The 25408-nt window shown below is 57.1% G+C and carries 16 protein-coding genes; 4 read left to right on the top strand and 12 right to left on the bottom strand.

Annotated features, from left to right (window positions below; translation table 11 throughout):
• Positions 1-185 precede the first annotated feature (185 nt).
• Positions 186-653: a PA2169 family four-helix-bundle protein gene (locus tag L1A08_RS11405; RefSeq protein WP_238756525.1), complete on the bottom strand. Its 468-nt coding sequence runs from the start codon at positions 651-653 to the stop codon at positions 186-188.
• A 538-nt stretch (positions 654-1191) separates the two neighbouring features.
• Between L1A08_RS11405 and L1A08_RS11400 the strand changes: the two genes are divergently transcribed.
• The 3 genes from L1A08_RS11400 (at position 1192) to L1A08_RS11390 (ending at position 6760) form a co-directional block, all read left to right on the top strand.
• The gene (locus L1A08_RS11400; protein WP_238756524.1) at positions 1192-1773 is read left to right on the top strand and encodes an exopolysaccharide biosynthesis protein; all 582 of its coding nucleotides are present in this window, start codon (positions 1192-1194) and stop codon (positions 1771-1773) included.
• A 262-nt stretch (positions 1774-2035) separates the two neighbouring features.
• Entirely contained in the window at positions 2036-3508 is a 1473-nt protein-coding gene (locus L1A08_RS11395; RefSeq protein WP_238756523.1) for a sigma-54-dependent transcriptional regulator, read from the top strand.
• A 393-nt stretch (positions 3509-3901) separates the two neighbouring features.
• The gene (locus L1A08_RS11390) at positions 3902-6760 is read left to right on the top strand and encodes a response regulator (RefSeq protein WP_261362822.1); all 2859 of its coding nucleotides are present in this window, start codon (positions 3902-3904) and stop codon (positions 6758-6760) included.
• Positions 6761-6782: 22 nt separating this feature from the next.
• Here L1A08_RS11390 and L1A08_RS11385 read toward each other — a convergent pair whose 3' ends face one another.
• Complete coding sequence (locus L1A08_RS11385; protein ID WP_238756521.1) at positions 6783-7388, bottom strand: RNA polymerase sigma factor; 606 nt, start codon at positions 7386-7388, stop codon at positions 6783-6785.
• 329 nt (positions 7389-7717) lie between these two features.
• Between L1A08_RS11385 and L1A08_RS11380 the strand changes: the two genes are divergently transcribed.
• Positions 7718-8065 (top strand): hypothetical protein, encoded by a 348-nt coding sequence (locus L1A08_RS11380; protein WP_238756520.1) that lies wholly within the window; start codon positions 7718-7720, stop codon positions 8063-8065.
• 176 nt (positions 8066-8241) lie between these two features.
• Here the strand turns inward: L1A08_RS11380 and L1A08_RS11375 are convergent, their stop codons facing one another.
• The 10 genes from L1A08_RS11375 to L1A08_RS11330 all read right to left on the bottom strand — a co-directional run bounded on the left by L1A08_RS11375 (position 8242) and on the right by L1A08_RS11330 (position 25182).
• Positions 8242-11049, bottom strand: a complete 2808-nt coding sequence (locus L1A08_RS11375; RefSeq protein WP_238756519.1) for a TlpA family protein disulfide reductase — start codon at positions 11047-11049, stop codon at positions 8242-8244.
• A 5-nt stretch (positions 11050-11054) separates the two neighbouring features.
• Positions 11055-12116, bottom strand: coding sequence for a squalene--hopene cyclase (locus tag L1A08_RS11370; protein WP_238756518.1), 1062 nt, complete (start codon positions 12114-12116; stop codon positions 11055-11057).
• A gap of 11 nt (positions 12117-12127) precedes the next feature.
• A complete protein-coding gene (locus L1A08_RS11365; protein ID WP_238756517.1) occupies positions 12128-12916 on the bottom strand; it encodes a hypothetical protein in 789 nt (262 codons plus the stop codon).
• Positions 12913-13695, bottom strand: a complete 783-nt coding sequence (locus L1A08_RS11360; RefSeq protein WP_238756516.1) for a hypothetical protein — start codon at positions 13693-13695, stop codon at positions 12913-12915. The genes L1A08_RS11365 and L1A08_RS11360 overlap by 4 nt, the downstream gene beginning before the upstream one ends.
• Positions 13696-13727: 32 nt before the next feature.
• A complete protein-coding gene (locus L1A08_RS11355; protein WP_238756515.1) occupies positions 13728-16979 on the bottom strand; it encodes a hypothetical protein in 3252 nt (1083 codons plus the stop codon).
• Between the two features lie 46 nt (positions 16980-17025).
• A complete protein-coding gene (locus tag L1A08_RS11350) occupies positions 17026-19221 on the bottom strand; it encodes a hypothetical protein (protein WP_238756514.1) in 2196 nt (731 codons plus the stop codon).
• The gene (locus tag L1A08_RS11345) at positions 19218-21224 is read right to left on the bottom strand and encodes a BatA domain-containing protein (protein WP_238756513.1); all 2007 of its coding nucleotides are present in this window, start codon (positions 21222-21224) and stop codon (positions 19218-19220) included. The genes L1A08_RS11350 and L1A08_RS11345 overlap by 4 nt, the downstream gene beginning before the upstream one ends.
• Complete coding sequence (locus L1A08_RS11340) at positions 21221-22132, bottom strand: DUF58 domain-containing protein (RefSeq protein WP_238756512.1); 912 nt, start codon at positions 22130-22132, stop codon at positions 21221-21223. Before L1A08_RS11340 ends, L1A08_RS11345 begins: the two co-directional genes overlap by 4 nt.
• A gap of 46 nt (positions 22133-22178) precedes the next feature.
• Positions 22179-23936: a hypothetical protein gene (locus L1A08_RS11335; protein ID WP_238756511.1), complete on the bottom strand. Its 1758-nt coding sequence runs from the start codon at positions 23934-23936 to the stop codon at positions 22179-22181.
• A 232-nt stretch (positions 23937-24168) separates the two neighbouring features.
• The gene (locus L1A08_RS11330) at positions 24169-25182 is read right to left on the bottom strand and encodes an AAA family ATPase (RefSeq protein WP_238756510.1); all 1014 of its coding nucleotides are present in this window, start codon (positions 25180-25182) and stop codon (positions 24169-24171) included.
• Positions 25183-25408 lie beyond the last annotated feature (226 nt).

Raw genomic sequence — 25408 nt, 5'->3', positions numbered from 1 at the left:
TCCTTGGCGATGAATGACCCGCTGGTCGTGTCCGACGGTTCGTGTTGTCATTGTGTAAAGAAAGCCGCTCCGAGTGAACGAAGCGGCTTCTGCGAGCTCTCGCTCGCCCTTGGTTCTCGTTTATTTCTTCAGCCGTACGCGGACGATGCCGCTTAACTGCCCGGCTGGTTCTGGCAGGCCTGTGATTAGGACTTGAGTGAATCGCGAATGTCACGAACACTGTCGTGGATGCTCTTCACGTCTTCATACTGACGCAGCAGGACATCATTCATAGCCGTGCCCGGCTCGTCCTTCAAAGCATCCTCGTAGGCTTCCTTAATCTTGTCTTCCCCACGCTCAGCTTCCGCCATGATTGCGTAGGTGTCATTCGACGAGAACATCGCCCGAATGTCCATCCAGGTGCGATGCATCGAGGCGGCGTAAGAACCTTCACGTCGAGGCTCTTCGTTGTTTGCACAGACATAGTCCTGCAGTTCAGTCGCCTGACGCTGCCGCTCATTGGCGACCTGGCGGAGTTTCTCGCTGAGGATCGTGTCATCGACATTGTCGGCTGCTTCGTTGAAGCCCTTGGCACTATCGATATTGACCTGGATCAGATCCTGCAGCTTTTCGATGGTCGATTGTTTGAGATTCAGTTTGGTTTCCGTAGCCATTTTGAACACTTCCTTTCGAATAGTTCCGACAAGCCTGACCAACGGTCCGCTTGCCTCTGAGGTTTCGCCAGATGACTCCGATGTCAAACTCGGTTACCTTCTGTGAGTCATCTGCTCCGTGTCCTGCGATCCGTAAATAGTCGCAGTCACTGACCAGATTCCGAATCGTCCGTCGCGGACGGCAGTGAACTCAGCACCATGCTGTTTCACTCCTTCGGTCGATCAAGGCTTTCGTATTTCTCCACCGACCAGGGTCGGTAGTGAAGAGAAGGACACGGAATCGAAAGCCGTAGGCCAGGAATAACTTGAGGATTTCGCAAAGCGCGTGCCAATGTCGGCGGAGCCTTTGTGGGCTGTATATGAGGTCAAGCCCTCCACCATCTTTCGTCAGATTCGAGCCTTTCGAAGTCGGGCTGGTCGCCGAGCGACCACCACCGCATTGATTTGGCAGCCGAACTTCATCTGGCGCAGAATGTGCTCATCTAGTCGGCAGATTTACTGCCTGAGTTGATTACACCTCCAAGATCGGGCCTGCTTGATGTCTGACGTAGAAAACCTGGAAGACCTGCTCGACCGCCTCGTCGAGAAAACAGATGGCGAGACCATAACGCTCAGCGATCTTATGGGCACCGTGGAAAGCCGCTCATTCGGGCCTCTCCTGCTTTTGCCCTCGTTCATCGCGCTTTCGCCCTTGGGAGCGATTCCGGGCATGTCGGTCATTACAGGAACGATGATCATCCTGATCGCCAGTCAACTTCTGTTGAACAGAAAGCACCCCTGGCTCCCCTCACGCTTGATGTCGATCTCGTTCAAGCGCGAGAAGCTCAGCAACGGGACCGACAAGATCCGCCCTTGGGCGAAGTGGGTCGATCAGTGGCTGGCCAAGCGCTGGACCATGTTGACGAAGACCCCTTTCAGTCAAATCGTGGCCGGCCTGGCCATTCTTCTCGCGCTGACGTTTTATCCTCTCGCGCTGATCCCCTGGGGGGTCGCGATTCCCAGCGGAGCGATCGTCCTCTTCTCATTGGGACTGACGTCTCGCGACGGCTTATTCGTGTTCACGGGACTCGTGACCTCCTGCCTTGCGCTTTATGCGACCTATGAGTTCTGGCCATTCTAAGACCGCGTCCGGGATCAACGCCTCCGGCTCGCTGCGATTCCCTCGAAATCGGATGCGTGCTCAGGGTGGAAACTGTAGAATCGACTGGCGACATGAGTGACGAATCGGTTGCCGTTCCCGCCAGCAGCCGATCGCTAACGTTCCTCTCAGCTGGATCGAGAGGGCTGTCGCCGTAGACAGCACAGGCGGGAAATTGGGCCACACGGCTTGCCATCCAGTAAATCCTCACCAGCCGTGAGTTAGAAAGCGAACGAATTTAGCTATGCCTATTGTCTTGATCATCGACGATGACCGCGCAATTCGGCACATGGTTTCTCATTCCCTGCAGCGCATCGATTGCGAAGTGCATGAAGCCGAAGAGAGTCAACAGGGGCTCAATCTGGTTCTGGAGATGAAGCCAGACGTCATTCTCCTGGATATCATGCTTCCCAAGACATCGGGTCTCGAGGTCTTTCAGAGAATCCGCGAGATCGACCGGAAGACGCCCGTCATCTTCATCACGGCAGGAACCGACAGCGCCACGGCAATTCGTGCCATGCAACTCGGTGCCTTCGATTACGTAACCAAGCCTCTGGACCTGACGCAGCTCAATACGCTCGTTCAATCGGCAATTGAGTCGAAGCAGCTGATGAATATCCCCGTCGCGGTCGAAGCCATCTCGACCGCAGAGGTGCAGGGGGATCTGTTCGTCGGGTCGAGCACCCAGATGATGGAGGTCTTCAAGCAGGTCGGCCGGGTTGCGAAGCAGAACGTGACCGTCCTGATTCGCGGCGAAAGCGGATCGGGGAAGGAACTCGTTGCCCGTGCCATCTACCAGTACAGCAACCGATCAGAAGAGCCCTTCATGGCGGTCAACTGTGCCGCGATTCCCGATCAGCTTCTGGAAAGCGAATTGTTCGGACACGAGAAGGGGTCATTCACCGGAGCCGACAAGCGTCGCATCGGCAAGTTCGAGCAATGTAATGGCGGCACGCTGTTCCTGGATGAAATTGGCGACATGACACCGCTCGTGCAGGGCAAGGTGCTGCGATTGCTGCAGGAACAGAAGTTCGAACGAGTCGGGGGTAACGAAACGATTTCGACCGACGTCCGCATCGTCGCCGCGACCAATCGCGATCTGGAGCAAATGGTTAAAAATGGCGAGTACCGCGCCGACCTCTACTACCGCCTCAACGGGATTACGATCAATCTGCCTCCGTTGCAGGAACGGGGCGACGACATCGTCAAACTGATTGAATACTTCTTCTCCAAGGTTCGACTCGAACTGGACAAGCAGGAGGTCGTCGGGATTTCTCCGGACGCGCTGGCGGTTTACCAGGCCTACAACTGGCCGGGCAACGTTCGCGAATTACAGAGCGTGATCCGTCAGTCCCTGATCAATACGACCGGGACAGTCATCGTTCCTGACTCGATCCCGGCGGAAGTTCGACACGGAAGACGTTCCCAGGTATCGCCCCAGAAGAGCAAGGACGATTCCGGGATTGATATCGGCTCGTTCATTAATTCGCGACTGAAAGCCAACAGTACCGATCTGTATGCGGAAACGCTGGAGATCATGGAAAAACTGTTGCTGACACGGGTGCTTCAACATACCGGAGGCAATCAGACGCGAGCCTCGGAGATCCTGGGGATCACTCGGGGAAAAATACGGGACCGGATTCAGACTTTCGGAATCCGCTTCGACAGCAACGTGCTGGTGGAGGGGGAGAAGGATCAGGATGGAGATCAAGAGTAGAGTTCGCGAAATTGATCGCTGAGCGTTCAGCATGACGTGTCAGGAACCAGTGGGCGAGGTGTAACTGCGCCCATAGGTGACTGCCGAACAACCACGTATCTGGTTACCAGAAGACACCTTACAACGACACGATGTTTTTGAAGTCGGGGTGGCTCCCCGGCATGAAAGGTGCAGCTTTTGACCGCGATGGTGACATTCTGCGCGACTGCCTGTTAAGTGAATTCTCCCCCCTGTCTGTGGGCCCCTTATTCCTCTCCAGTGTAAGGTTCTGTGTTGCCGTCGTTCGACTCGCCACCAAATGCTGCGGGCCCCTGAAGTGCACATGACTTACTCCCTTGATGAAGACCGCCAAGATCTTCTGGATCCTCTCATGACTCCGGCATCTGTTGCGAAATGTTGAGCAATGCGAACCCTCCTGACAAGTCTTCAGGGTCGCGGGACTTAATCCGTTCCGCGGCTATCGGGATTTGCGCGGCCATTGTCGCTTTGATCTGCAAATTCTTTCTCGACTACGGCTTCGATCAAACGGAGACGCCCTTTCTGCTCTTCCCGGCTGGGATCATTGCCGCAGCCCGACTGGGGGGGTTGAAAGCCGGTGTAACGGCTCTCGCGACCAGTGCTCTGTTCATCCTTTATTTCTTCATGCCCTTTGAATTGAGCGTGGATCAGTTCTCACTCACTCCCTTCGCCAAGGTCGGGGTCTTCCTGTTCGAAGGCGGGCTGATCTGCAGTCTGATCGGAATGCTTCAGCGCGTTGAGCGGGTCGCGCTGACCAATGAAGCGAAAGCCAAGGTCGCCGAGCGTAATTCCCGCGAATATTACGAGCAGATCCTCTCAACGCAGCGAAAGCTGACCGCCTTGGAAACGACTTATCGCGACCTGATCGATTCCAACGTCATCGGAGTCATGCTGTGCCGGCTGCAGGGGCCGATCCTCGAAGCCAATGATGCCTTGCTCGACATTGTCGGCTACACGCGTGCCGAGCTCGACGAAGGGGCGTTGAACTGGAAAGATCTGACTCCCGAGGAGTACACCGAGCGAGATCGCCAGGCGGTCGATGAAGTCATCGAGAGCCGCCGTGTGACGCCGTATGAGAAGAAGGTGATCACGAAGTCGGGTGAGAAGAAGAACGTTCTTGTTGGAGCCGCAGCGACGACTCATGAAGACGTTGTCATCGCCTTCGTTCTCGATCGCAGCGAGAATGCCCGCTTCCAGGAAGAATTGAGGCACGCTCTCGACCTGGCGGAATCGGGGAACAAATCGAAGACCGAGTTCCTGGCCAATATCAGCCATGAACTACGGACTCCCCTGAATGCCATCATCGGCATGACCGATCTGGCACTCGATGAAGACATTTCGGACGTTATGCGGGACTATGTGCAGACGGCCCGGGAAGCGGCCCAGACGTTGACCTATCTGATCAACGACATCCTCGACTTTTCGCGGATGGAGACCGGGCATTTTGAACTCGACAACGCCGCTTTCAATCTGCCGCATTTGATCGACCAGACTCTGAAAACGCTCTCGCTGCGGGCCCACGAGAAAGGGCTCGAACTGATTTCGCACATCGCGCCCGACGTCCCCAAGTTTGTCATCGGAGACAAGAACCGGCTGCGACAGGTCGTCGTCAACATCGTGTCCAACGCCATCAAGTTCACCGAGCAGGGCGAAGTCTTCATCGATGTCACGGCCGAGATGAACGACGATGACGATGTCGCAGATGTTCTGATCAGTGTTATTGATACCGGAATCGGTATCTCGACCGAGGATCAGGATCGTATCTTCTCGCCCTTCACGCAGGTTGATGCCTCCCCTACTCGAAGTTACGTGGGCACCGGTCTCGGACTGGCCATCTGCAAAGAGATCACGCAGCAGATGCATGGTTCCATCACGGTGAGCAGTGAGTTCGGATCGGGGAGTCAGTTTGATGTTCGGGTCCCGTTGCCGCTCGGAACGGCCACGAGCACGCCACCAACGCGTTCGATCACCATTGACGATTTTCAGGGCGCTCGCGTTCTCATTGTTGATGACAACAAGACCAGTTTGCGGACACTGAAGTCCACGTTGCTCAACTGGCGAATGGAAGTGGATGTCGCTTCCTCAGCTTCTGAAGCCCTCTCGATTCTCAAGGACGCGAAGATCCAGGGACTCATCCCTCAATACCGCGTTCTGCTTGTCGATGGTCTGATGCCGGAAATCGATGGATTCGATCTCGTGGAAGCTGTTCATTCCGCAGGTCTGCAGCCTGACCTCACCCTGTTGATGCTCTCGTCGGCTGATCGGACGATGTTCGAAACCCGCTGCGAATCCCTGCCAATCGACGGATTCGTGGAAAAACCGGTCGGGCAATCGACGCTGATGGACACGCTGATCAAGCTTTTGAGCGGGCGTCCGCGCGACGTCATTCATCAAAAGAAGATCCATCGGACCGACACGCAGCCACTCCGCATCCTGGTGGCCGAAGACACCCCCGCCAACCAGAAGGTCGTGCAACAGATCCTGCTCAAACGAGGACATGAGGTCGTTTTGGCGAACAACGGCCGGGAAGCTCTCGACCTGTATTACACGGAGCAGTTCGACACGATTCTGATGGACATGCAAATGCCCACGATGGACGGTCTGCAGGCCACCAAGGCCATCAGGCAAAGTGAACGGGAATCCGGAGTCGCGAATCCGATTCCAATTGTCGCTCTCACCGCCCATACGATGAAAGGGGATCGCGAACGTTGCCTCGACGCCGGTGCTTCCGATTACCTGTCCAAGCCCGTCGATTCGGTGGCACTACTGCGAATGATTGAGACCCTCTCGCGCCCCCGAGGACGTCAGACTACGAAAGTACCTCACGTGACCGATCAGCCCCATCTGAACAATCAGCCGCAGAAGAAAGAGGAGTTCGCGGTTCCTCAGACATATCGTGAAGCATTGCGGCGCATGGGCGATGATCCCGGTCTGTTTTCTGACATGATCACTATGTTCTGCGAAGACTATCCAGAGCAGCTCGACGGATTGAAAGATGCGATCTCCCAGCAAGACTGGGAAACGGCTGGTCAGCGGGCCCATCGACTCAAGGGGCTGGTTTACAACTTCGGAACGTCCCTTCCACCCTGCGAAACGGTCCTCGCAATCGAAGAGAAGGTCAAAAACCAGGGCGGTCAGCTGCTGGATGCCCTGGTCTCGCGGTATGAAAACGAGCTACTTCTGCTCTGTAACGATTTGAAATCGATCCAGGCCAAGTTGCAGGCTGCTACCTGAGCCTGTCAGACCGCGACCGCCGCTACTTCTCCTCAAGCGATAAGATTGCCTCCCTCACGCGTTTCAGAATGCGAGAGCGAATCAGGTAGACGGTATTGGGCGTGACATCGAATTCCTCCGCGATGCTCCGGGCCGATTGACCATACGCCAGGTACTGCATCAGGATAATGAGATCGCGATCAGAGAACTCCGCTTTAATGAGTTCCATTGTCCTCGAAAAGCGACCGTGCCGGTCGACCTCTTCCTGCTGCCCCGAACAATTCCGATCCTGACGACGCGCCGCCGCAATCTTCAGCTCTTCCTGAAACTTGTTGCTGCTCCGAAAGAGATCCACAACTCGTGAGCGAAGCACGAGCCGCAGCCAGCGCCGAAATGATCCTCGTCGTGCCCGGTTGAACTGATTGATCCTACGGTGCAATGTCAGCAGAACCTCCTGAATGACGTTCTCTGCATCATCTTCAGAAAGCCCGGCTCGCCTGCAGTTTCTCATCAACCATGGTCGGTACTTCAGAATGAATTCCGTCCAGGCGTCATCACAGCCGGCCCCGAGCTCATTCAGAAGGGTCAAAGACGTGACGACACTGTCCCCTTCGGGCGGTAGAAAATCGCCTTGAGCTCGTTTAGTCATTGAGCGAGAACCGCTGAGCGGGAAGCATTACCACGAAGTATAGACCAACTTCACGAGACATCCCTGATACCCGATATCGAGGCGAGAGAGAAAGTGATCGGGCGCCACATTGAACAACCGCTCACGGAAACGGTTGTCCATACAGGTTTCTTGCCAAAGGTCAATAGAAAAAATGGAAATTTATGACAGACGAATTCGTTATTTGGAGAGAGGTACTGTCGCTACGGTCGTCTACAGGTTGATCCTGAAGTTTTTGCAAGAGCTATATACCTATGATCATGAAAACACCCACGATGTCGTCGCTCACTCCTATCCAGGGATATCGGAGCGTGCGATCTGTTAAGTTCCAGTTAAAGAACGAAGTGAATGTTCTTTCCTTTCTTCCGGTTTCTGAACATTCCAGCACCCCGCAGATGGAACTCATCGACTACTTCTCTCGTTTTGCCACCTATGCCGAACGTCCGTTCAGGATCGTCGTCGACCTGCAGCAGATTTCGCAGATGACAAGCCGGGAGATCGATGACCTGATGGCGATGGGACTGGTCTTTGTCGACTACGAAGGAACGGTTGTCTTCAGCGGGGTAGGAAGCGAACTCTCCGATCGTTTCCGCAGCCGAAACCTCTATCCACATTTCCTCTACGCTTCAAATGTGGATCAGGCGTTGAGCCTTTTTTAGAGCAGTCCCCCATTATCACGTCGCCATCGGGAGGAACTGTCGATCGAACAGCTCTATGAAAAGAGACGGGCGTCGACTTTACGCCCGTTCTTAAATGAAGCCTCGGAATAGTTCGATATTCCTGATAAAACCCGCTAGAGGCTCGATCGGCGTGAGCTCGCGAGATCCCGATCTTTTTAAGGAAGCGAGTCAGCCGGCTCTTTTAACAGGTCGCGAACAGCCCTCGCAGCCTCGTCGACAGTAGTTTGTCCACCTCCGATAAAATGACGATGGACAACTCCCTCACGATCGATGACGATCAACTGCGGGATCGATTGAATGCTATACCGGCGGGAAATGGCGCCATCCCGGTCCAAAGCGACAGTCATCGAGAGTTTGTGACGGTCCCGAACCTCGCGAATCTGCTCTGGCCGCTCTTCCAGATTGACCGAGATCAACCGAACCGATTTCCCCTCAAACTCTTTCATGGCTTTCTCGAGCAGCGGCATTGTCAGCATGCAGGGCCCACACCAGGTCGCCCAGAAATCGAGCAGGACGATCTGGTCGCGATTCTCCGAGAGGACAAACTCTCCGCCATCCAGCAGCGGCAGCTGGAAGTCGGGAGCCGGCTTATCGATCAGACTCGACGCCATGCCGGGGGCCGAGGCTCCTTGTCCATCTCCGGTCCCCTGAGTGTAAAGCGGCTCCACGGCCGGTTGAAGTTTCCAGTCGTGATACGGAAGGTCACCAGCAGCATCGACAACCGCCTCTCCCAGAAGGAGCTGATCGATCCGAGAGATCGGAACCCGACATTCGCCGAAAACTGAACTCGTGCCGACGATTTCTCCGTTCTCCACCCTGATGGGCACGAACGTGGAGCGATTATCCTTCGCCATTCGTGCCTGGATCTGGCCAGCGACGACCATTGTCGGCTCCGGGTTCTCTTCGCTGGTCGATTCACCTTCCCGCTCTCCGGTAACCGTCCCAATCGATCGCTCCGGATGCATCCAGATGATGTGCGAGACTCGGTCAGCGGGAATCTCGTGATCACTGAGCTGGATCTCGACAACCAGAGCGTCCTGATCGAGAGCATTGAGCCGACAGCGAAGAAAATCGCCACCTGACGAGCAGAGCAGGTGGGTCGGCGGCGAGGCTTTTTGATTTCGTGGCAGCGTCAGCAATCGCTCCCGGCGAGCCTTCTCAAGTTCGGGAACATCGGCCGTGCGGTCGAAAACAACCGCTCGCAGATGCTCGTGGCCGATCAAGCGTGTGTCGGTCATTTTGCTTGAGAAATGGACGCCTTGCGCACTGATCGATTCGATTTCGCACGGAATGACATCCCCGGTAATCAGATGAATATCGTGCGGCTGGGGATCCTCATTTTTTCGTTCCCGTCGGGCTCGTCCCCGGCCGAGATTCTCGAAAAAGAGCTGCCCAAACTTCTGCAGTGCATTCTGGTTCGGCTGTTCCACAGGAACCGCCTCCACGGTGACTTCGGGCTTGGGAGCGACCGGTTCGCGATAGACGATTCGACCGGAGAGGAGCGGCTTGAGTGCCGAGGAACTCGAACCGAGTTGTGGTTGCCATACAAGACAGCTTTCTTCGTCAGCGCCGGTCGAGTCGACCAGGCGCCCCTTCAGGGTTCCCGAACTGACATACAACGTAGCGACCGAGTCGTCTTTCGACTCGCGTTTCTCTGAAGCATGTCCGCTGGCATTAAACAATGTTCGTATGCCTGCCAGTGAAACACCGATCGGTTCCACAACGTCTGGAGACCGGACCGTGAGCGTCTGGTCAGAAACGGAAACGAGTTCTCCTGAAATCCGCGACTGATCGCTCATCAGGACTACGACCTGCCGCGGTTCTCGGTTTGATTCCCCCGCAAAGACAGCCCGCTTCAGCTCCGTGAGTTCAAAACTCAAGGTCTGATTGTTTTGTGTCTGCGTAACTGTTTCGGCGGAATGCTCGAAGGACTCGGCGGGACCGGCAACTGTCGTCCCATCGTTCAGATGGAACTGCCGAATTGCGCTCAACTGAGCGGCGGGAAGCACTCCATTCCAGTGGGAAACGGAGAGTTGTTCGAGTCTGACGGTTCCTTCGTCATTAAGAATCAGTCCCAGTCCGGTGGCGAGCTTGTCGGTGTGCTCGAGACGAATCGATTCCGGAATCTGCAAGACGGCCAGAGGTTTGCCGGTCCGTTCATAGAGATGAATCGCGCCTCCGGGCTGGTCGAGATAGGCAATCAGTCGCACGGTGTCCGATTGGGAGAGTGTTCCGACGGGTTTGAGTGCGGCGAACTTTTCCTGCTCGTAGATCAGGGCCAGCGAATTCCCAAAGGCCGTACACGACCAGCCGAACGGTGCCGTTCGTTTGTCCCGTGAATCAAACGCGATTACGAAAGAGAATTCTGCTCCTTCCTCCCGCGAGACAGCGAATTCGACCATTACTCGGTCGGGCAGTTCGAATTCGCCAATAATTCTTGATCCCGGTTCGCTGGTGACCAGTCGCATTCCATCGAAGATCCAGGGGCCTTCGACCGTTCGGAAATCGGAGACACCCGTCAGCCCCGAATAGAGCAGTTCCGCCTCGTCATCAATTCGATCGATCCGACGAATCGCGTTCTCAAGCAGGGTGAGAGAGCCAAACCGGGGTGATTCGAGCGTAAGTTGCCCCTGTTCCCACTTCGTGATCTCTCCCGCAATGACATCCCCACTGTGAAACTCGACACTGAAGACGCCCTTCATCTGCTCTCGCCTGGCCGGAGCCGGGAAGACCGCCGAGACGAAATGATCAACGGGGAAGTCGATGGGCGAAACGAATTCGTCGATACTCCAACGAATCGTGCCTGCGGTCTGACTCGGATTCAGTTGCCCATGAATCTGTGAGCCGTCCTGAAGCGTGAGCAACGCGGACTTCGTGGACTCAGCGGGCTCCTCAGCGCTGATCTGCGGAGCACATAAGACTGATCCAACGAGGAGCAGGCCGATAAGGAGGCGTTGCAACATGGTATTCAACGTTCGTAGATGGGAAGAAAGCGATAGTTAACGGCGAGAGCGAGCAGACTCAGTGGCGTCGAGGTTTCCTTGCCGTAGCTTCCCTCAAAGCTGCCATCCGGCTGCTGGACCGTCTGGAGCTGGCGGATCAGGTCACGGTTCCATTTCTGCCAGGCTTCAAAGTCTCCCTGGAACAGAGCCTGGGCCTGATAGTAACGCTGATATTCAACGCCACCGTGACCGGAACTGCCGCCGGCGAGCTTGTTGGTCAGATACTTGAGTGTCGACTCGTACTGCGGCAAATCTTTTCGCCGGGCAACGGCATACACCAGCGTCGCAATCGAGATTCGCGCCATGGATTCATCGAAGCCGCCGATTCCCCCGGAGTAGGCCACCTGCCCGGACGGTGCGGTCATACTCACGAAATAGGCAATCGCCCGGTCGACGGATTCGTCCGGCACTTCGATGCCAGCGTTTCGTGCAGCCAGCAGGCCCACCAGAACCGCCCCGGCCACGGACGTGTCGGCATCGGAGCCGCCGGGAGAATAACGCCAGGCTCCGTAGGAGTTCTTCTTCTGTGAAGTGATGGCGGAACGGACGGCAAGTTCCAGAGCCTGACCGATCGAACGCTGCGACGCACCTTCTCCAGCTGGCCACAAGTCCCTGTCGTCAACTGTTCCGTAAGCTTCAGAGAAAGCCAGCATCGCGAACCCATGGTGATACATGGAGTTGCCCATGTAACCGGTTCCGGAATCCTGTGCCGAAATCATACTTCTGAGCGCTCGACGGATATTCCCGGCATAGATGCCAAAGTTGGGATCTTCGCCGGAAGCCAGAAAACACATCAGCGCCATGCCAGTCGTTCCGGGCCCGGAATAGCCGCCGGACCAGTTTCCAGCTTCGGTTTGCGTCTCGACCAGATACTTCAGTCCCCGGTCATACATCTCCCGGACGTCGCGCGGCAGGGGATCGCCCGATCTCAACTCCGGGAGCTGGGCCATCGCCTGTCGCGAGGCCATCCCAACAGAGAGGGATAAAGCCAGCAGAACCAGATACGCGCGTTTGTTCGTCTTCGTCATGATCTTCTGCCTCAATCGAGGATTACGCCCTGTTGCCGAAGGAAGGGTTCGAGTCCCTTCATCTGATTTCGAATCGCCTCCACGATCTTCCATTCGTTGTCGAGAAAAATCGGGCGCAGCTCTTCATCCGGAATCTGTGACATCCGATAGAGGACCAGATACGCCCGGTACTGAGCGGTGACGCTGTAACCACGGGAGATGTCCTGCGCAAGGAGCACATCGGTGAGCTTTTTCCGTTGTTCGTCCGTCAGCGGCAGTCCGCAATCCAGCTGCGCGAGGACGATTTTGATGTCGGCCTGATACGCCCGGAGCTGCCGCTCAGCCGAGGCTTTCTCCCAGTTGTCGAGCTGATCCCCGAGCGTAAACTCCAGCGATTTGGCGAAGAGGGAATCCTCGCTGTGCAAACCACGGGTGAATTCGTTTCGATAGGGTTGAATCAGCTGCCAGTTCTCCTGCCACTCCTGTTGACTGATCGAGCCCAGCTTGCACGTTCGGAGCATGTTGTTGAATCGATTGAAGAACCGGGAAATATCGCCCTGGCCAGCCAGTTCCAGTTGAGTCCGCTGTTCTTCGGTGAGAGAACAGGCCTGGGCAATTCCACGAATGCGAGCCGCCAGTAACTGCTCGCAATGTTCACGGGCCTTCTCTTTGGAACGCTGGTTCTGAAAGACGTTCGAGATGAGCTGCGCTTCATCCATCTGCATCTGCTGAGCGGCAAAGACCTGCGCCGAAGCGGGAAACGCCAGGAGGACCAGACAGATCTGAGCAACGATCAGATGCGGAATCGACTGGAATGTCATGACTGATCCTCCTTCGATCCGTAGTCGTCAAGTTCTTCCAGTTCAACGCCATTACTGAACTGGTCGAGCCCGAGATCCGATTCCCAGCCGAAGTAGACACGCGGCTGTCGACCCTGTGATTGCCAGACCTTCTTCTGATTCTCGTCGAGGGCGGGAGCGATATCGTCCAGGGAAGGAAGCGGACAGTACTGCCCGTAGAGATAGACCTGCATGTTCTGCAGCCACGAGGGCTGGACTTTCTCTTTGAGGAGCGAGACGACCTGATCGTACTGGTCGCTTTCGAGCGCCACCATCCGGTCGACCTCCAGAGCCATGACTTCGGCCACGGCCTGCTTGCGAAACTCGTCACGGCTCTTCAGCTCTTTCTCGTATCGATCCGCCATCTCTGCAGGAAGAACGGCTCTGGCGGTGGTACGCAAAGGCGTAATCAGGCGATCCTGTATTCGTTTCTCATCCTTTTCAAGATGATGATGCTCATGCTCCTTCAGCCACTTGGCGAGCTCAGGCAGACGGGCTTCGCCGGCCGCACGGATCTTGCCGACATGCTCCAGATCTGGATTGCAGACCTTGCGGAGAAAATGAATCTCGACGGTCAGCACACGACGTAGTGCCAGAAAGAACTGTCGATGTTGAGCGGGAACGTCGTCGGGCAGTTCCTCCACCGCGTCCGCTGCCTGCATAGCAGGCAACGCCACGGCCTCCTGCTGAGCATCGGCAACGGCTGCGTTGACTGTCAGCAGCGTCAACAGCGCCACTGACGTACTCGTATATCGATTCACGTTAAACCTCTTCAAACGTGTTCGGGATTCGTTCAGTTCGACGGGGACGTCTCATCGATTCGCTGGAAATACTCATCCAGCCCCGAGCGGAATTCTTCGGGCAGGACAGGTCCAGCGTTCCCGGTGGCCTGATTCGTTCCCGTGTTCTCGCGAACTTCCTTTTCGTTGACGCCCGACCCGACCAGTGCGAGAGCCGTGTCGGAAGTGGTGCCGGTTCCTCCACCGCCGGGATTCGAGCCGCCGCCTCCGCCGCCGTTCGGATTAAAACGTTTAGACTGCAACAACAGCTCGATCGCCTCGGTCTCAGCCGCGATCGCCGACGACCCTGTATCGGGGCGAGCCAGAATCTGCGTTGCATCAACCATCACGCGGGAGACCGCATCGAGCAGCCGCAACTCTTTGGCGAAATCGCTCTCCGCATCCGGCAATTCGAGAATCCGCAGAACGACATCGTCGATCCGCTTCTGCAGCTCTTTTTGGGCTTTCGACAGCCGGCCGGCTTCTTCTTCATGTTCTTCGACAGAGACAGCTGTGCGAGCCTGTTCGGCGACTCGAGTCTGCTCACGCAGGTCGATTTCCCCCTCCAGGATCTGCAGAACTTCGAGCACGATCGAGGGAGGCAGGCTGCCTTTGGCTTTGCAGCCGGGACAGGCCCCGCATTTCGTCACTTCGACCAGATCCTCGGCCCAGCGATCCAGAGACTCGCTCCAGAATTCCGCCTGAGCAATTGACAGACCGCTCTCTTCGACCAGTTCATCACTCAGGTCGCGAAGTCCTTCCACGACCCTCTCTTCGCGCATCTGGTCAAGCACAACCTTGAACTGGTTGTAGCGGCTCCGCTCAAAATACGCCGCCATGTCGTCCATGATGTAAGAGACGTCTTTACTGCTCTCGACTTCCACCGTCGACAGACTTTTGAACTCTTCAACCTGGTCGACCTTTCGAATCTTCTCCACGCCGAACGCTTCGGACGCATGAGTCGCCAGGCGGCCTGCTACCTGTTCCTGTCGTCGCGAAGCCGCCTTCAGCCGCTTCACCAGCGTGCTGCCCTCGAGGTTGGCGAGGATCTCATTGAGTTCGTCCGCGATCTTCTCAAACTCCGCCAGCAGATCTTTCTGCTCCTGGACGGCTTCCTCCATTTGCTCGCCAGCGGGAGTCTCGGGCTTCTTGCCCTCTCCATTACCGGCCAGCATGGTGTTCGGCAGTGTCAACCGTGGACTCTTCGGCTTGGACTGGCCGGCTTCCCCTTTGCCGAGCTCGTTGCGAGTTGACTCGATATCGGTCAACTGAGGAACGACCGGGGGAGCTTCTCCTTTCTGTTCTTCGGACTTTTTCGAACCGGAACCGGCCATCTTCAACCGGTTTTGACCAGCAGAAGCCGTCGGCCTGGCAGGCTGCATCCCCGCGACCTGCGGTGCCTTGGCCGCATCGTTGAGCAAATCGGCGACCGAAGGCATCCGGTTTCCGGAGATATCCTTAAGCACCTGCATCATCTCGGCCCAGCGATCCAGATGGCCGACACCGATCTCTGGATTCCGCATCGCCTGCCGGAGGAGATCTTCTCCTCCTCCGATCAATTGTCCGAGACGTCGACCATTTGCGCGCTCGGCTGCGGCCTGGGCTTCAATTCGCCGCCGCACTTCGGAATCATCCAGTTGCCCCGGATCGAGACCACGCAGTTCCTTGTTCGTTTCGTGCAACTGCAATTCTCGGTCGCGAATATCGAGCGCCAGACGATGCCAGCGACTCAGCTGATCGGTGACCCAGATGGCATGTTGATCGGGATCCAGAATGAAGTAGATGCACGATGGCGAATAAACGCGTTCCCGGTTAGGTAGATAATCCTCGACGAACAGGCGGACCTCCACCGGCTGCGGAGCAATCCCGAACTGCTTGCCGGAGAAAGTGGCGACCAGTTCCAGCAACTCCGCTTCCGGATTGCCCGCTCCAATCAATTTCTCTCCCTCGGCTCGCTCGTTCAATGTCGGGTCGAGACCTTTCCACTCGATGCCGACTCGCCGCACACCGAAGTCATCGCGGGCTTTGACGTTGAACGTCAAGACCTCACTGTCGAGGAGAATTTTCTTCCGAGGCAGATTCTCACAGACGAGATTGGGGGCTTCGTCTTCCGTCGGCACAATCTCCAGTTGAAACGGCTGCAACCCGCTGAGTCCATACACATCTTTCCAGGCAAACTCGAGCGTCGTCGGATCGTTGACCGCCACACGCTCGGATCGTATCGTGCTTGCCGAATGTTGTGCCGGTCGACTGTTAATCGTCGCTTCCGCAAGATCTCGCGACACTACGGCCGAAAGGCGGGCGGCGCTTCCGCGGACGACGTTGACCGTTCCGCCTCGAATGTTCTTCTCAAGTGCCTTGCTTCGCTGCAGATACTCCGGAAGGATGAACGTCGCCGTCAGATCGACGAGTTCCGGCCGGAGCTTCGGCTCGATCTGCGTTGAGCTGTAGTAGTCTCCGATTGTCACATTCAAAGAGCCCGGAGCAATCTGTGCAGGCAACGGAAACTCGTAGCGCTGATCCTTCAGTGTCGACTTCACGGGATCAACCCCCGCCAGGCGGGCTTCTCCCTCTCCCGGTGACCACTCGGTGTTCTCTCTCAGAACCACAGGGATGGAGAACGGTTCTCCATGCGGCACCACGATCTGATCGGGAAGATCTTCCACAGCAGCGTAAGTGTATCGGGGAGTCGCCGACCAGGGAGCCAGATAACGTTTCCAGGCATTCCCGGCCGCGATTGTTGTCGCAGTCCAGAGACCGATGGCAACCAGCGCGAGCGAGATCGCGGCGACTGCGTGAATCCGGTGGCGGGGACGAGGAACAGCGTTCGAGAAGTCCTTCTGCTCGGCCTGGAGCGTGACCTGTCGGATGGCCGCTTTCACCAGAACGCGAGACCGGTTCTGTTCTTCATCGTCCTCAGCCAGTTCGATCACCCCGAGCAGCTGGTCGCCGATATCGGGATGCTTCTGCATCAGCAACCGGGCCAGCTGATCGAGTCTCCGACGCTGCCAGACCCAACGATTCAGGGTCCAGGGGATCATGGCACAGACCAGCATGGCCGCCGTGAAGATCAGCCCCCGAACCATCGCTGGCGTGTCGATGAATCGATCGAGCGCGAAGGTGAGCAGGTACCCCAGCAGTACGCCTGCGGTTGCTCCCGCGACCGCTTCGATGATCTTGATCGTCCAGACGCGGCGACGGAAGTCGATCAACTTCTCACGGAGCAATCCCGGAATTTCGAGCCGCTGATTGGGTGACGGATCCATGATTCCTCCTTACCGAAGGTATTCCCGTGTACGATAACTGAACATTCTACACCAGCCCGGTGGCCTTTCGCCAGACCCAGAAAATCCCGAGCAGCCCGATTACGAAGCCGGCAATGGCCGGATGACTCCACAGCTGTAGACGCCGAACCGAAAGCGGCGGCTGCGGCAAGGTGGAGAGAGACTGTACGATCCGCTCGACTTCATTCGGCCGAACCATGGCCGCGTCGGTCATTCGGGCGATCTCTTCCAGAACATCGGGACGAGCCGGCTTGCCGACTAACTCGAGCGCCTGCCCCTGGACGTAGATCTCTGTTTTCAAGGTCGTCGAGGTTTGACCGCACGCCAGCGTCACCTGATGTTCGCCCGCTTCAGCTGTCGTAAACTGGCCCCGAAAGACTCCCCACTCGGCTCCTTCGGCCTGCAGTCGTACCGTTTCGAGCTTTCCGGACGGCGCTTTGATTCGCGCGACTACATCGCCTTTCGAAAGTGGCTCGCCGGAATCACTCATCACATGAGCCGTCAGCGAGAGGGTGTTGCGGACTTCGGGCTGTTCCGGCGTGTAGAACAGTCGCATGTTCTCACCCTTGGCCATATTCCGCTGGTACGCCATCCAGCGAATCACCTGACCCCAGAATCGATAGTGGAACTGATCTTCCACTCCTTTCCGCCAGCGCCAGGCTCCGTCGGTTCCCATAAACAGAACCTTGCCCGCTCCGTATGTTCGAGTGACGAGCAATGGCAGACGCCCGTATTCGTTGGACATGTCTCCATGCACGGCCAACGTTTCGGTTCCCGCTTTCGCCCGCACGACTGCGGCGTACCATTGGAAGCCGGGAAGCGTTTCCCAGATCTGCAGATTCTCCTCGGAAGTGTCGGACAGTCGAGTAAGCAGACTGCGGCGGCCGGTCTCGGTCAACTCGAGCAACGATGGCGTCCGCGATCCCCAGCCCCCTTCCTGAACAGGATCGAGTTGGACCGGATAAAGCTCGCCCAGCGGTGAATCCATCAAAGTGGAATGTCTTCCCTGCCAGCCCGGCATGAGAATCAAGCCGCTGGCCTGCTTCTCAATCAGTCCCTTGATCATTTCGCATTGTTCAGTCGTCAACTGGTCGGGATCCACGCCGACATCGCCCAGAAAGACGACATCATAGGGAGCGATCTCCTCGATGCTGGCGGGGAACTGCTTGATATAGTCCGAGGACCCTCCACCCGGTTTGCTCAGTCCGGGATGAAACAACAGGCACGAAACATCGACGCCCGGATCGCGTGAAAGTGCATTTCGCAAATAACGATATTCCCACCGCGGGACGGATTCGACGATCAGAACCTTCAGCTTTTCCTCGCGGATTGAGATCGGAGCCGTGCGTGAGTTGTTATCGAGAATCAGTTCGTCGGTGTGCTGAGGAACTTCCAGCGTGACGGTGAAGTTCCCCTCACTGAGCGGGTTCCAGACGATGGCATCCGAAGTCTTTCCGGCCGGTGCGACACGAACGTCTTTCGTCAGAGTCTCCCCGGAAGACGTGGTCGCTTTGACTGTCGTCAGGTATTCACGCGGCAACGAGCTCTCAATGGTGAACGGAATCCGAACGCTCTTGCCGGCCACTCCGATCGTCGGCAAATCAACCGCCGTCAGCTCGATGTCCGGTAACCGGTTCGCGCTGCCGGTCGCGATTGTGTAAACCGGTATCTTCTGCAGTCGCAAACGAGACGCGGCTTCGATCGGCGGCTTCCCTGTGTTCCAGTCGCCATCGGAGACCAGCACAACTCCAAGCAGATTACGGACGCGGTCGCTCACATTGTGGAGCGGGTCGTACAGATTGGTGCCGCTGTCATCCGCGTTTGGCCCGATCGGCTCCACAACGATGTCGAATCGCTCGGCCAGTTTCTTCCAGGTTTCGGAATCGGTCAGGGGAGCGATCGCCTCGCTGCGCGACACGACACTGCGGGTCGCCTCGTGCATCGGAACATCTCGCGTCTCCATACTTCGTGAATCATCCCAGAGTACGGCAATGGCCGGCTTCGTTTCGGGACGAAACTCTTCCACCCATTCGGGCTGGTTAAAGAGCAGGGCGATCAAAATCACAATGACGACCCGCAATAATTCCTGCAGTCCATGCGTGACGGAATAGCCGCTGCGATGCCATGAATAGGTGCTGATGGCCATCACTGTCAGAACGATGGCCACGGACACGGCGACGCCGGTCGTTGTGGTCATGAATGTCAGCTGTTGAACGGAGTTCATGCCGCGGCCTCCTTGACGAAAGCCGGCGTCACATTCGCCTGAGACGGACGACGTCGCGGAATCGAAAGAGCCGCTTCGGCGATCAGGGCCAGCAGCATGAGGAACAGAAAGGTCGCCCAGATCTCGCGGAGCAGGGCGTTGTCCTCTCCGGTCTGCTCATCGACGCGGTCAAACTGCAGTCCCTGAAACAGCCCGGCGGTACGCTCGGAATCGACAATCAACGGTCGGTCTTCGTCCGAACTGCGATTAACGGCATAGAGGCGTTCGTTCTGCTCGTAGGCCCCCGCATGGAAACGAAAACGGGTCGAAACGGCTGCATCGTCACTCGCCAGTCGCTGCCAGTGCACAGACTGATCCGCATCGACTTCCCCCGCGACAACCTGTCGAGCAGCGGCCAACGACTCGGCTCCGTCTGCCAGTGCCCGTTGAATCATGGCGTACAAAACAATTCCGTTCCGCGCGAGAGTCGAATGATCGTCGGTCGCGCGTGTTCCACAGAAATAGACGTTTCTCCGCGGAGTGATCGCACAGCTGAGCAACGCATCTCCCGAATCCAACGTTGCGAGTTTTGACTGCTCTCCTTCAATGGTCCTGTAGCGAGTGATACTGAGCTCGTTCACCGGCAACGCTTCGCCGCTGCGAACATTCGCCAGCAGATCCTGATCCTGACGCCAGTTGACGGTTTGGAACCCGACCGGTTCCTCGTGCCAGTCGCCCCAGCCCAGTCCGGCGAATTCGTCCGCGCTGTTGCCCTCCGGCGGAAAGAAGATCACCCGGCCTCCTCGATCGACCACCGATTCCACCAGCGGGCGAAGCGAATCGTCCGGCAGTTCAGCCTGCCAGAGCAGAAGAGCGACCTGATCCCAGTCGGCCGTTTGAGCCTGTTGCGGCGTCATCACCCTGGCCGCGGACACGGTTTCGACATCCGGGGCGATCTCGGCTGCCAGCTGTAACGAGCGAACGCCCTTATCGTTCTCGGCGACGATCATCGTTTGTCGCGGCGGAGGTTCGTCGAACACAAAATAAAATTCGTTGTCGGCGCTGTTCGCGTCGGCTGGAATCTTCAATCGTCCCCATCCCCGTTTCTGCGGATCTCCAGCCAGCGGAATCGCGTAGTTGACCAGTTCCGTTTCGGTGCCCGTCAGTTCAACAGGAATCTCGGTGATTCCCCCGGCGACTTCGAGACGGACAGGCAGCGTCGTCTTCTCCGCTTCCGACTGCCGCACTACGAGGGAAATCAGCAGTTCCCGACCGGACATTGTCTCCCGCGTTTCGGCAGCCGTGAGGCGAATCGAGCGATTACCAGCCGCACCGTCGCCGTATGCCAGCAGATGGAAACGGGTGGGCGTCGGTGCTTCCAGAAAAGCCTCCCGCAACACCTTCCAGCGAGCACTTTCTGCGTCCCAGTCGTTTTGTCTCAGGTCCGAGCAGATCCAGATTTCCGTCTGGCTGGGACGATTGTCTCGCAGATACTCGTAGGCGGCTTGTAACATGCCAGGGATATCGGCCGATGCACTTGTGCTTTTCGTGGGTACAAGCGAATCGAGCATTTCCGGCGACTCGATCTCATGAGGCTGCAAAGTCGCACTGTCGATGACGATCCAGTGATTGGAATGGATCAACTTCAGCGACTGCATCAACTGCGTCCGGGCCGCGTCCAGTTTCGTCACGCCCGCCCGGTTTCCCTGCTGCTGCATGCTGGGCGAAGTATCGAGCAGAACAATCGTTGTATCGACGGTCCCGGGCGCGGCGAGCCGAAGCCAGCCACTCGCGAGTGGACGACTGATGGCAAACACCAGACCGGCAATGGCCAGAGTCCGCATGGCCAGAATGAGCCACTGCCGAATCCTGGCGTAGCCACGAGACATGGTGGTCGCGGCCAGCAGAAAGGTCATCGCCGCCCATTCGATCGTGCGGTAGCGACGCTGATTGATGAGATGAATGACGATGGGCAGCGCGATAATCGGCAGGGCCCAGAGCATGGCGGGTTGAAGGAAACTCATCGCGCCCCCTTCGTTCGCGCCCGGGTGGCGAGAAAGTTCTGCAGCACGAGTTCATAATCGCTATCGAGACGAACGCGGTGATAATCGACTTCGGAGCCGAGCACGACCGTCTTCATTTCTTCCAGGTACGCCTGAAGCGCCTTCTGATACCGATCGGCAATCTCATTCGGCTCGGCGAAAATCGACGTCCCGCCTTCCATATCGAGAAACCGCATTGGTCGCTGGAACTCAAAGCTCAGCTCCAGCGGGTCGAGGAGATGAAACACGACGACGTCGTGTTTGCGGAAGCGAAGATGATCAAAGGCCTCCCGGAGCTCCGAGGGCGACACGAAGAGATCGGAAAGAAGCACGACCAGCGCCCGCTGGGGAATCGTTTCGGCCAGTTCGTGCAGTCGTTCAACGAGCCGAGTATCCCCGGCCGCCTCAGCATGTTCGAGGATGTCGAAGATGCCCCGCAGATGCGACGGAGTTCTGCGTGGAGGAATCGTCCGCACGAGTTTATCGGAGATGCAGGTCAGCCCGACGGCGTCTCCCTGCCGAATGGCAATGTGAGCCAGACTTCCCGCGATTCGTCGGGCGTATTCGAGCCGCGTCACTCCGGTGGTACCGAAGTTCATCGAGCCGCTGGTGTCAAGAATGAGGCAGCAGCGAAGGTTCGTATCGGCTTCGAATTCCTTGACGTAATAGCGATCGGACCGTCCATAAGCCCGCCAGTCGAGACGACGCGGGTCGTCGCCAGGGACGTACTTGCGATACTCGGCGAATTCCACACTCGACCCGCGATGCGGGCTGGCGTGGATCCCTGACACGTTGCCCACCATCGCCCGACGCGAAAACAGCGGAATCGACGACAGGCGCGACAGCACCTGAGGATCGAGAAAGCTGCGTTGAGGTCCGCTGATCGACATCGCGTTCTCTGTTTCCGCTGGTGCTGGTAAGGAGGTTTGACCGGGATTACGAGTCCCGTGCCGTACTCATGATGATCCATTTCTGATCCGGAGAAATGGTGACGTTGTTGTATCGCAACGATCGGTCGATTCCGTGCAGGGGCTCGGTCGGTTCTTCACTGCCGAGCTTCCATTTGTAGAGCAGTCGCTGCTTTAGGTCAGGCGTCGCCATGTTCACAAGCACGTGCTCGCCGTCGGGGAACCAGGCCATATCGTTGTCAGGTGAACGGTCGGTCGTCATGTGCACTGTCAACTGATGCTCGCCCGTCATGGAAATGGTCGCGATGTCGACAATCTTCGAGTTCTGTTTGTAGGCCTTGAAGAGCAGTCGACTGCTGTCGGGAGACCACACCATGTTCCAGTAAATAAGCCGATATTCGTGGTCCGCCTTCGGCAGCACTTCGCGACTTTGCCGCGTTTCGACATCGTAAACCCAGATCGAACGGGAAGACTTCGTAAAGCAGATCGACCGACCATCCGGGGACCACTGCGCTCCCCAGCCGTCTCCGATATCGATGTCATCGGAACCGTCCCGGTTCCTGATACGAATGTTGGTGTCCCCATAGGTTGTGCAGGAGAAACGCTGGCCGTCCGGCGACCATGTCGGCATTAGTCCGTCGCAAAGATCTGTCTCATCCTCCCCGTCGATCGTGATACGAATGACCCGAGCATCCCGCAGTCCTGAGGGGGGATAGGCGTCGAACATGATGAACTGCCCGTCCGGCGAGACAGCAGGCGAGCCGCAGAATGGCAACGCTTCGCTTTCGTAAATCTGGCGAAAGTCCTTTCCATCCAGCGTCATCCGGTGGAGCGTCAGCGGGAGCCGGACCTCGTAGGCATACTCATCGGGCTTCAGTTCGAGATCGCCATTCGCATCGAGCCGATTGAAGTAGTAGCGGCAAAGCAACCGGCAGTCCGCCTGTTGCGGCGTATATTCGTCGAACGTGAGACGCTGATCCCGGTTCTTGTCCGTGACCGGACTCTCCCAGACCGCCATATAGTTCCCGATGAATGAGAGCCGAAACTCCCGCAGCGAGAGTTTGCCATCGCCATCGTCGTCAAACGCCGGAATTGCGAACGGGACGAGTTTCTGCCGCCACGACTCGGTAACCTTCTCCAGCTCGGACTCCGACAACAAACCGTCGAAATCGGTATCCCCCCGACGAAAGGTCAGGATTGGATCGTAGAACTCGACCCACTCGGGATGAGAGAACTCGGCCACCGAGATCTGACCGTCGCCATTCCGGTCTCCTTTTTGGAAATCGGGTTCGGCATTACTGCCGGAGCGGTGCTTCCGGAATTCCTCCAGAGTCACTCCGCCATTCTTGTCGGCATCGAAGATTTCAAACCGCGAGTAGACGAGCACTCGCCCGCTCGATTCCCGCAGAAGCGTGCCGTCTTCGGAGCGGATGCCCAGCTGAATCTCTACATAGCGTTTGGCTTCGTCCCATGTCAGCTTGTTGTCGCGATTCGCATCAGCGATCCGCATCTGAGAGGCGGTATCGCTCGAGCTCATTTCAGGAGAAAACGATTTGAGAAACCCAAAAACGAAGCCGTTGTTGAAGATCTCCCGTTCTGGTTCGTCCGCCCATCCTTCAAGAAGTTCATCCAGCGTTTCGAGCGCGACATCGAGCATGTCGTCAAAAGGATCGGGAACTGGCCCCCGTTCGGACGGATGCACCAGTCCCGGCAGGCACGAAAACTCATCCGGAGTCAGGTCGCCGCTTTCGTCGAAATCGAACAGACGAAAGTCGCGACGATGCATCTTCGCTTCGCCTGGTCGTTTTAGAAACTCTTCCTCTGAAACACGCTCGTCACGATTCGTGTCCGTCCTGGCGAATGCTTCTTTCAGCCGCGCGGGAGACTCTTCGCGCGTAACTGGCTGCGCACTCGCAGCGTTCAATAACATAGTCAGCACGCAAACGACTACGAATGCTCGCCCGGCGTCCCGCTGCTTCATCATGACGGTTCCTTACTTACAGCACGCAACCGGACAGTTACGCTTCAGACGATTCGGCCAGCAACCGCTGCACAATCTGACCGGCGTCAATCCCTTCACTTTGAGCAGCGAATGTCGTGATCATTCGGTGGATCAGAACGGGTCCGGCAACTGCGTGAATATCTTCCTGACGAACCATGTACTGGCCATGCAACGCCGCCCGCGTCTTCCCGCCCAGAATCAAATTCTGCACAGCTCGAGGCCCGGCTCCCCAGGCAACCAGCGGCTTGAGCCACTCCGAAGTGGATTCCCCATCGGGACGGGTCTTCCGGACCAGTCGGACGGCGAACTTGTAGATATGATCCGGCACCGGAATCCGCCGCACGAGCTTCTGGAAGTCGATAATGTCTTCGGCATGCAGCACGTGAGAAAGCTCCGGCAGCTCCTCGCCGGTCGTGCTGCTTGCAATACGGATCTCTTCTTCTTCGGAGGGGTAGTCGAGCCGAATCAGGAACATGAAACGGTCGAGCTGCGCCTCGGGCAGGGGATAAGTTCCTTCCTGTTCCACCGGGTTCTGGGTGGCCAGCACGAGAAACGGGCGTTCCAGATCGTAGCTGCGGCCGAGAACCGTCACCCGATACTCCTGCATCGCCTCCAGCATGGCGGCTTGCGTTTTCGGAGGGGCGCGATTGATCTCATCGGCCAGAACGATGTTCGCGAAGACCGGACCATAGACGAACTCAAACTCCCTGCGTCCGGTTTCGGTCTCCTGAAGAATATCGGTGCCGGTGATATCCATCGGCATCAGATCGGGCGTAAACTGAATCCGGTGAAACTTCAACGAGAGTGTCTCAGCAAGCTTACTGACCAGCAGCGTCTTGGCGAGTCCGGGGACCCCCATCAGCAAGCCGTGTCCTCGGGCGAACAGGCAAATCAGCAGCTGGTCGATCACGTCGGACTGACCGACGATCACTCGACCAAGTTCACTTACGAGACGGGTATGAACAGAGCGAAGCTCATCAATCCGTTGCACATCGTCGGCAGAGAGCTGCCCAGCAGAGTTGCCATGCATATGTCGTCACCAGAAAGAGGGGCGTTGGAAGAGCACATCCTACCGAGTGTTGATTTGAACATCAACGTTTACGATCTCCATCTTCGGTCGCGCAGACGGCTCCCTGTTACTCAGGACGCAATCGACCTGGGTGGCGCTCACGTAAATCCGCGATTTCGTATCGATTCTTCAGAAATCTCAACTACACTCCCGACAGGATTCAGTGAGACGCGTCGAGAGCTCCCGA

It is taken from the genome of Rubinisphaera margarita, assembly GCF_022267515.1.
Taxonomy (GTDB): Bacteria; Planctomycetota; Planctomycetia; order Planctomycetales; family Planctomycetaceae; genus Rubinisphaera; species Rubinisphaera margarita.
The sequence above is the reverse complement of the archived record's forward strand: the minus strand, read 5'-3'. Positions and strand labels throughout refer to the sequence as shown.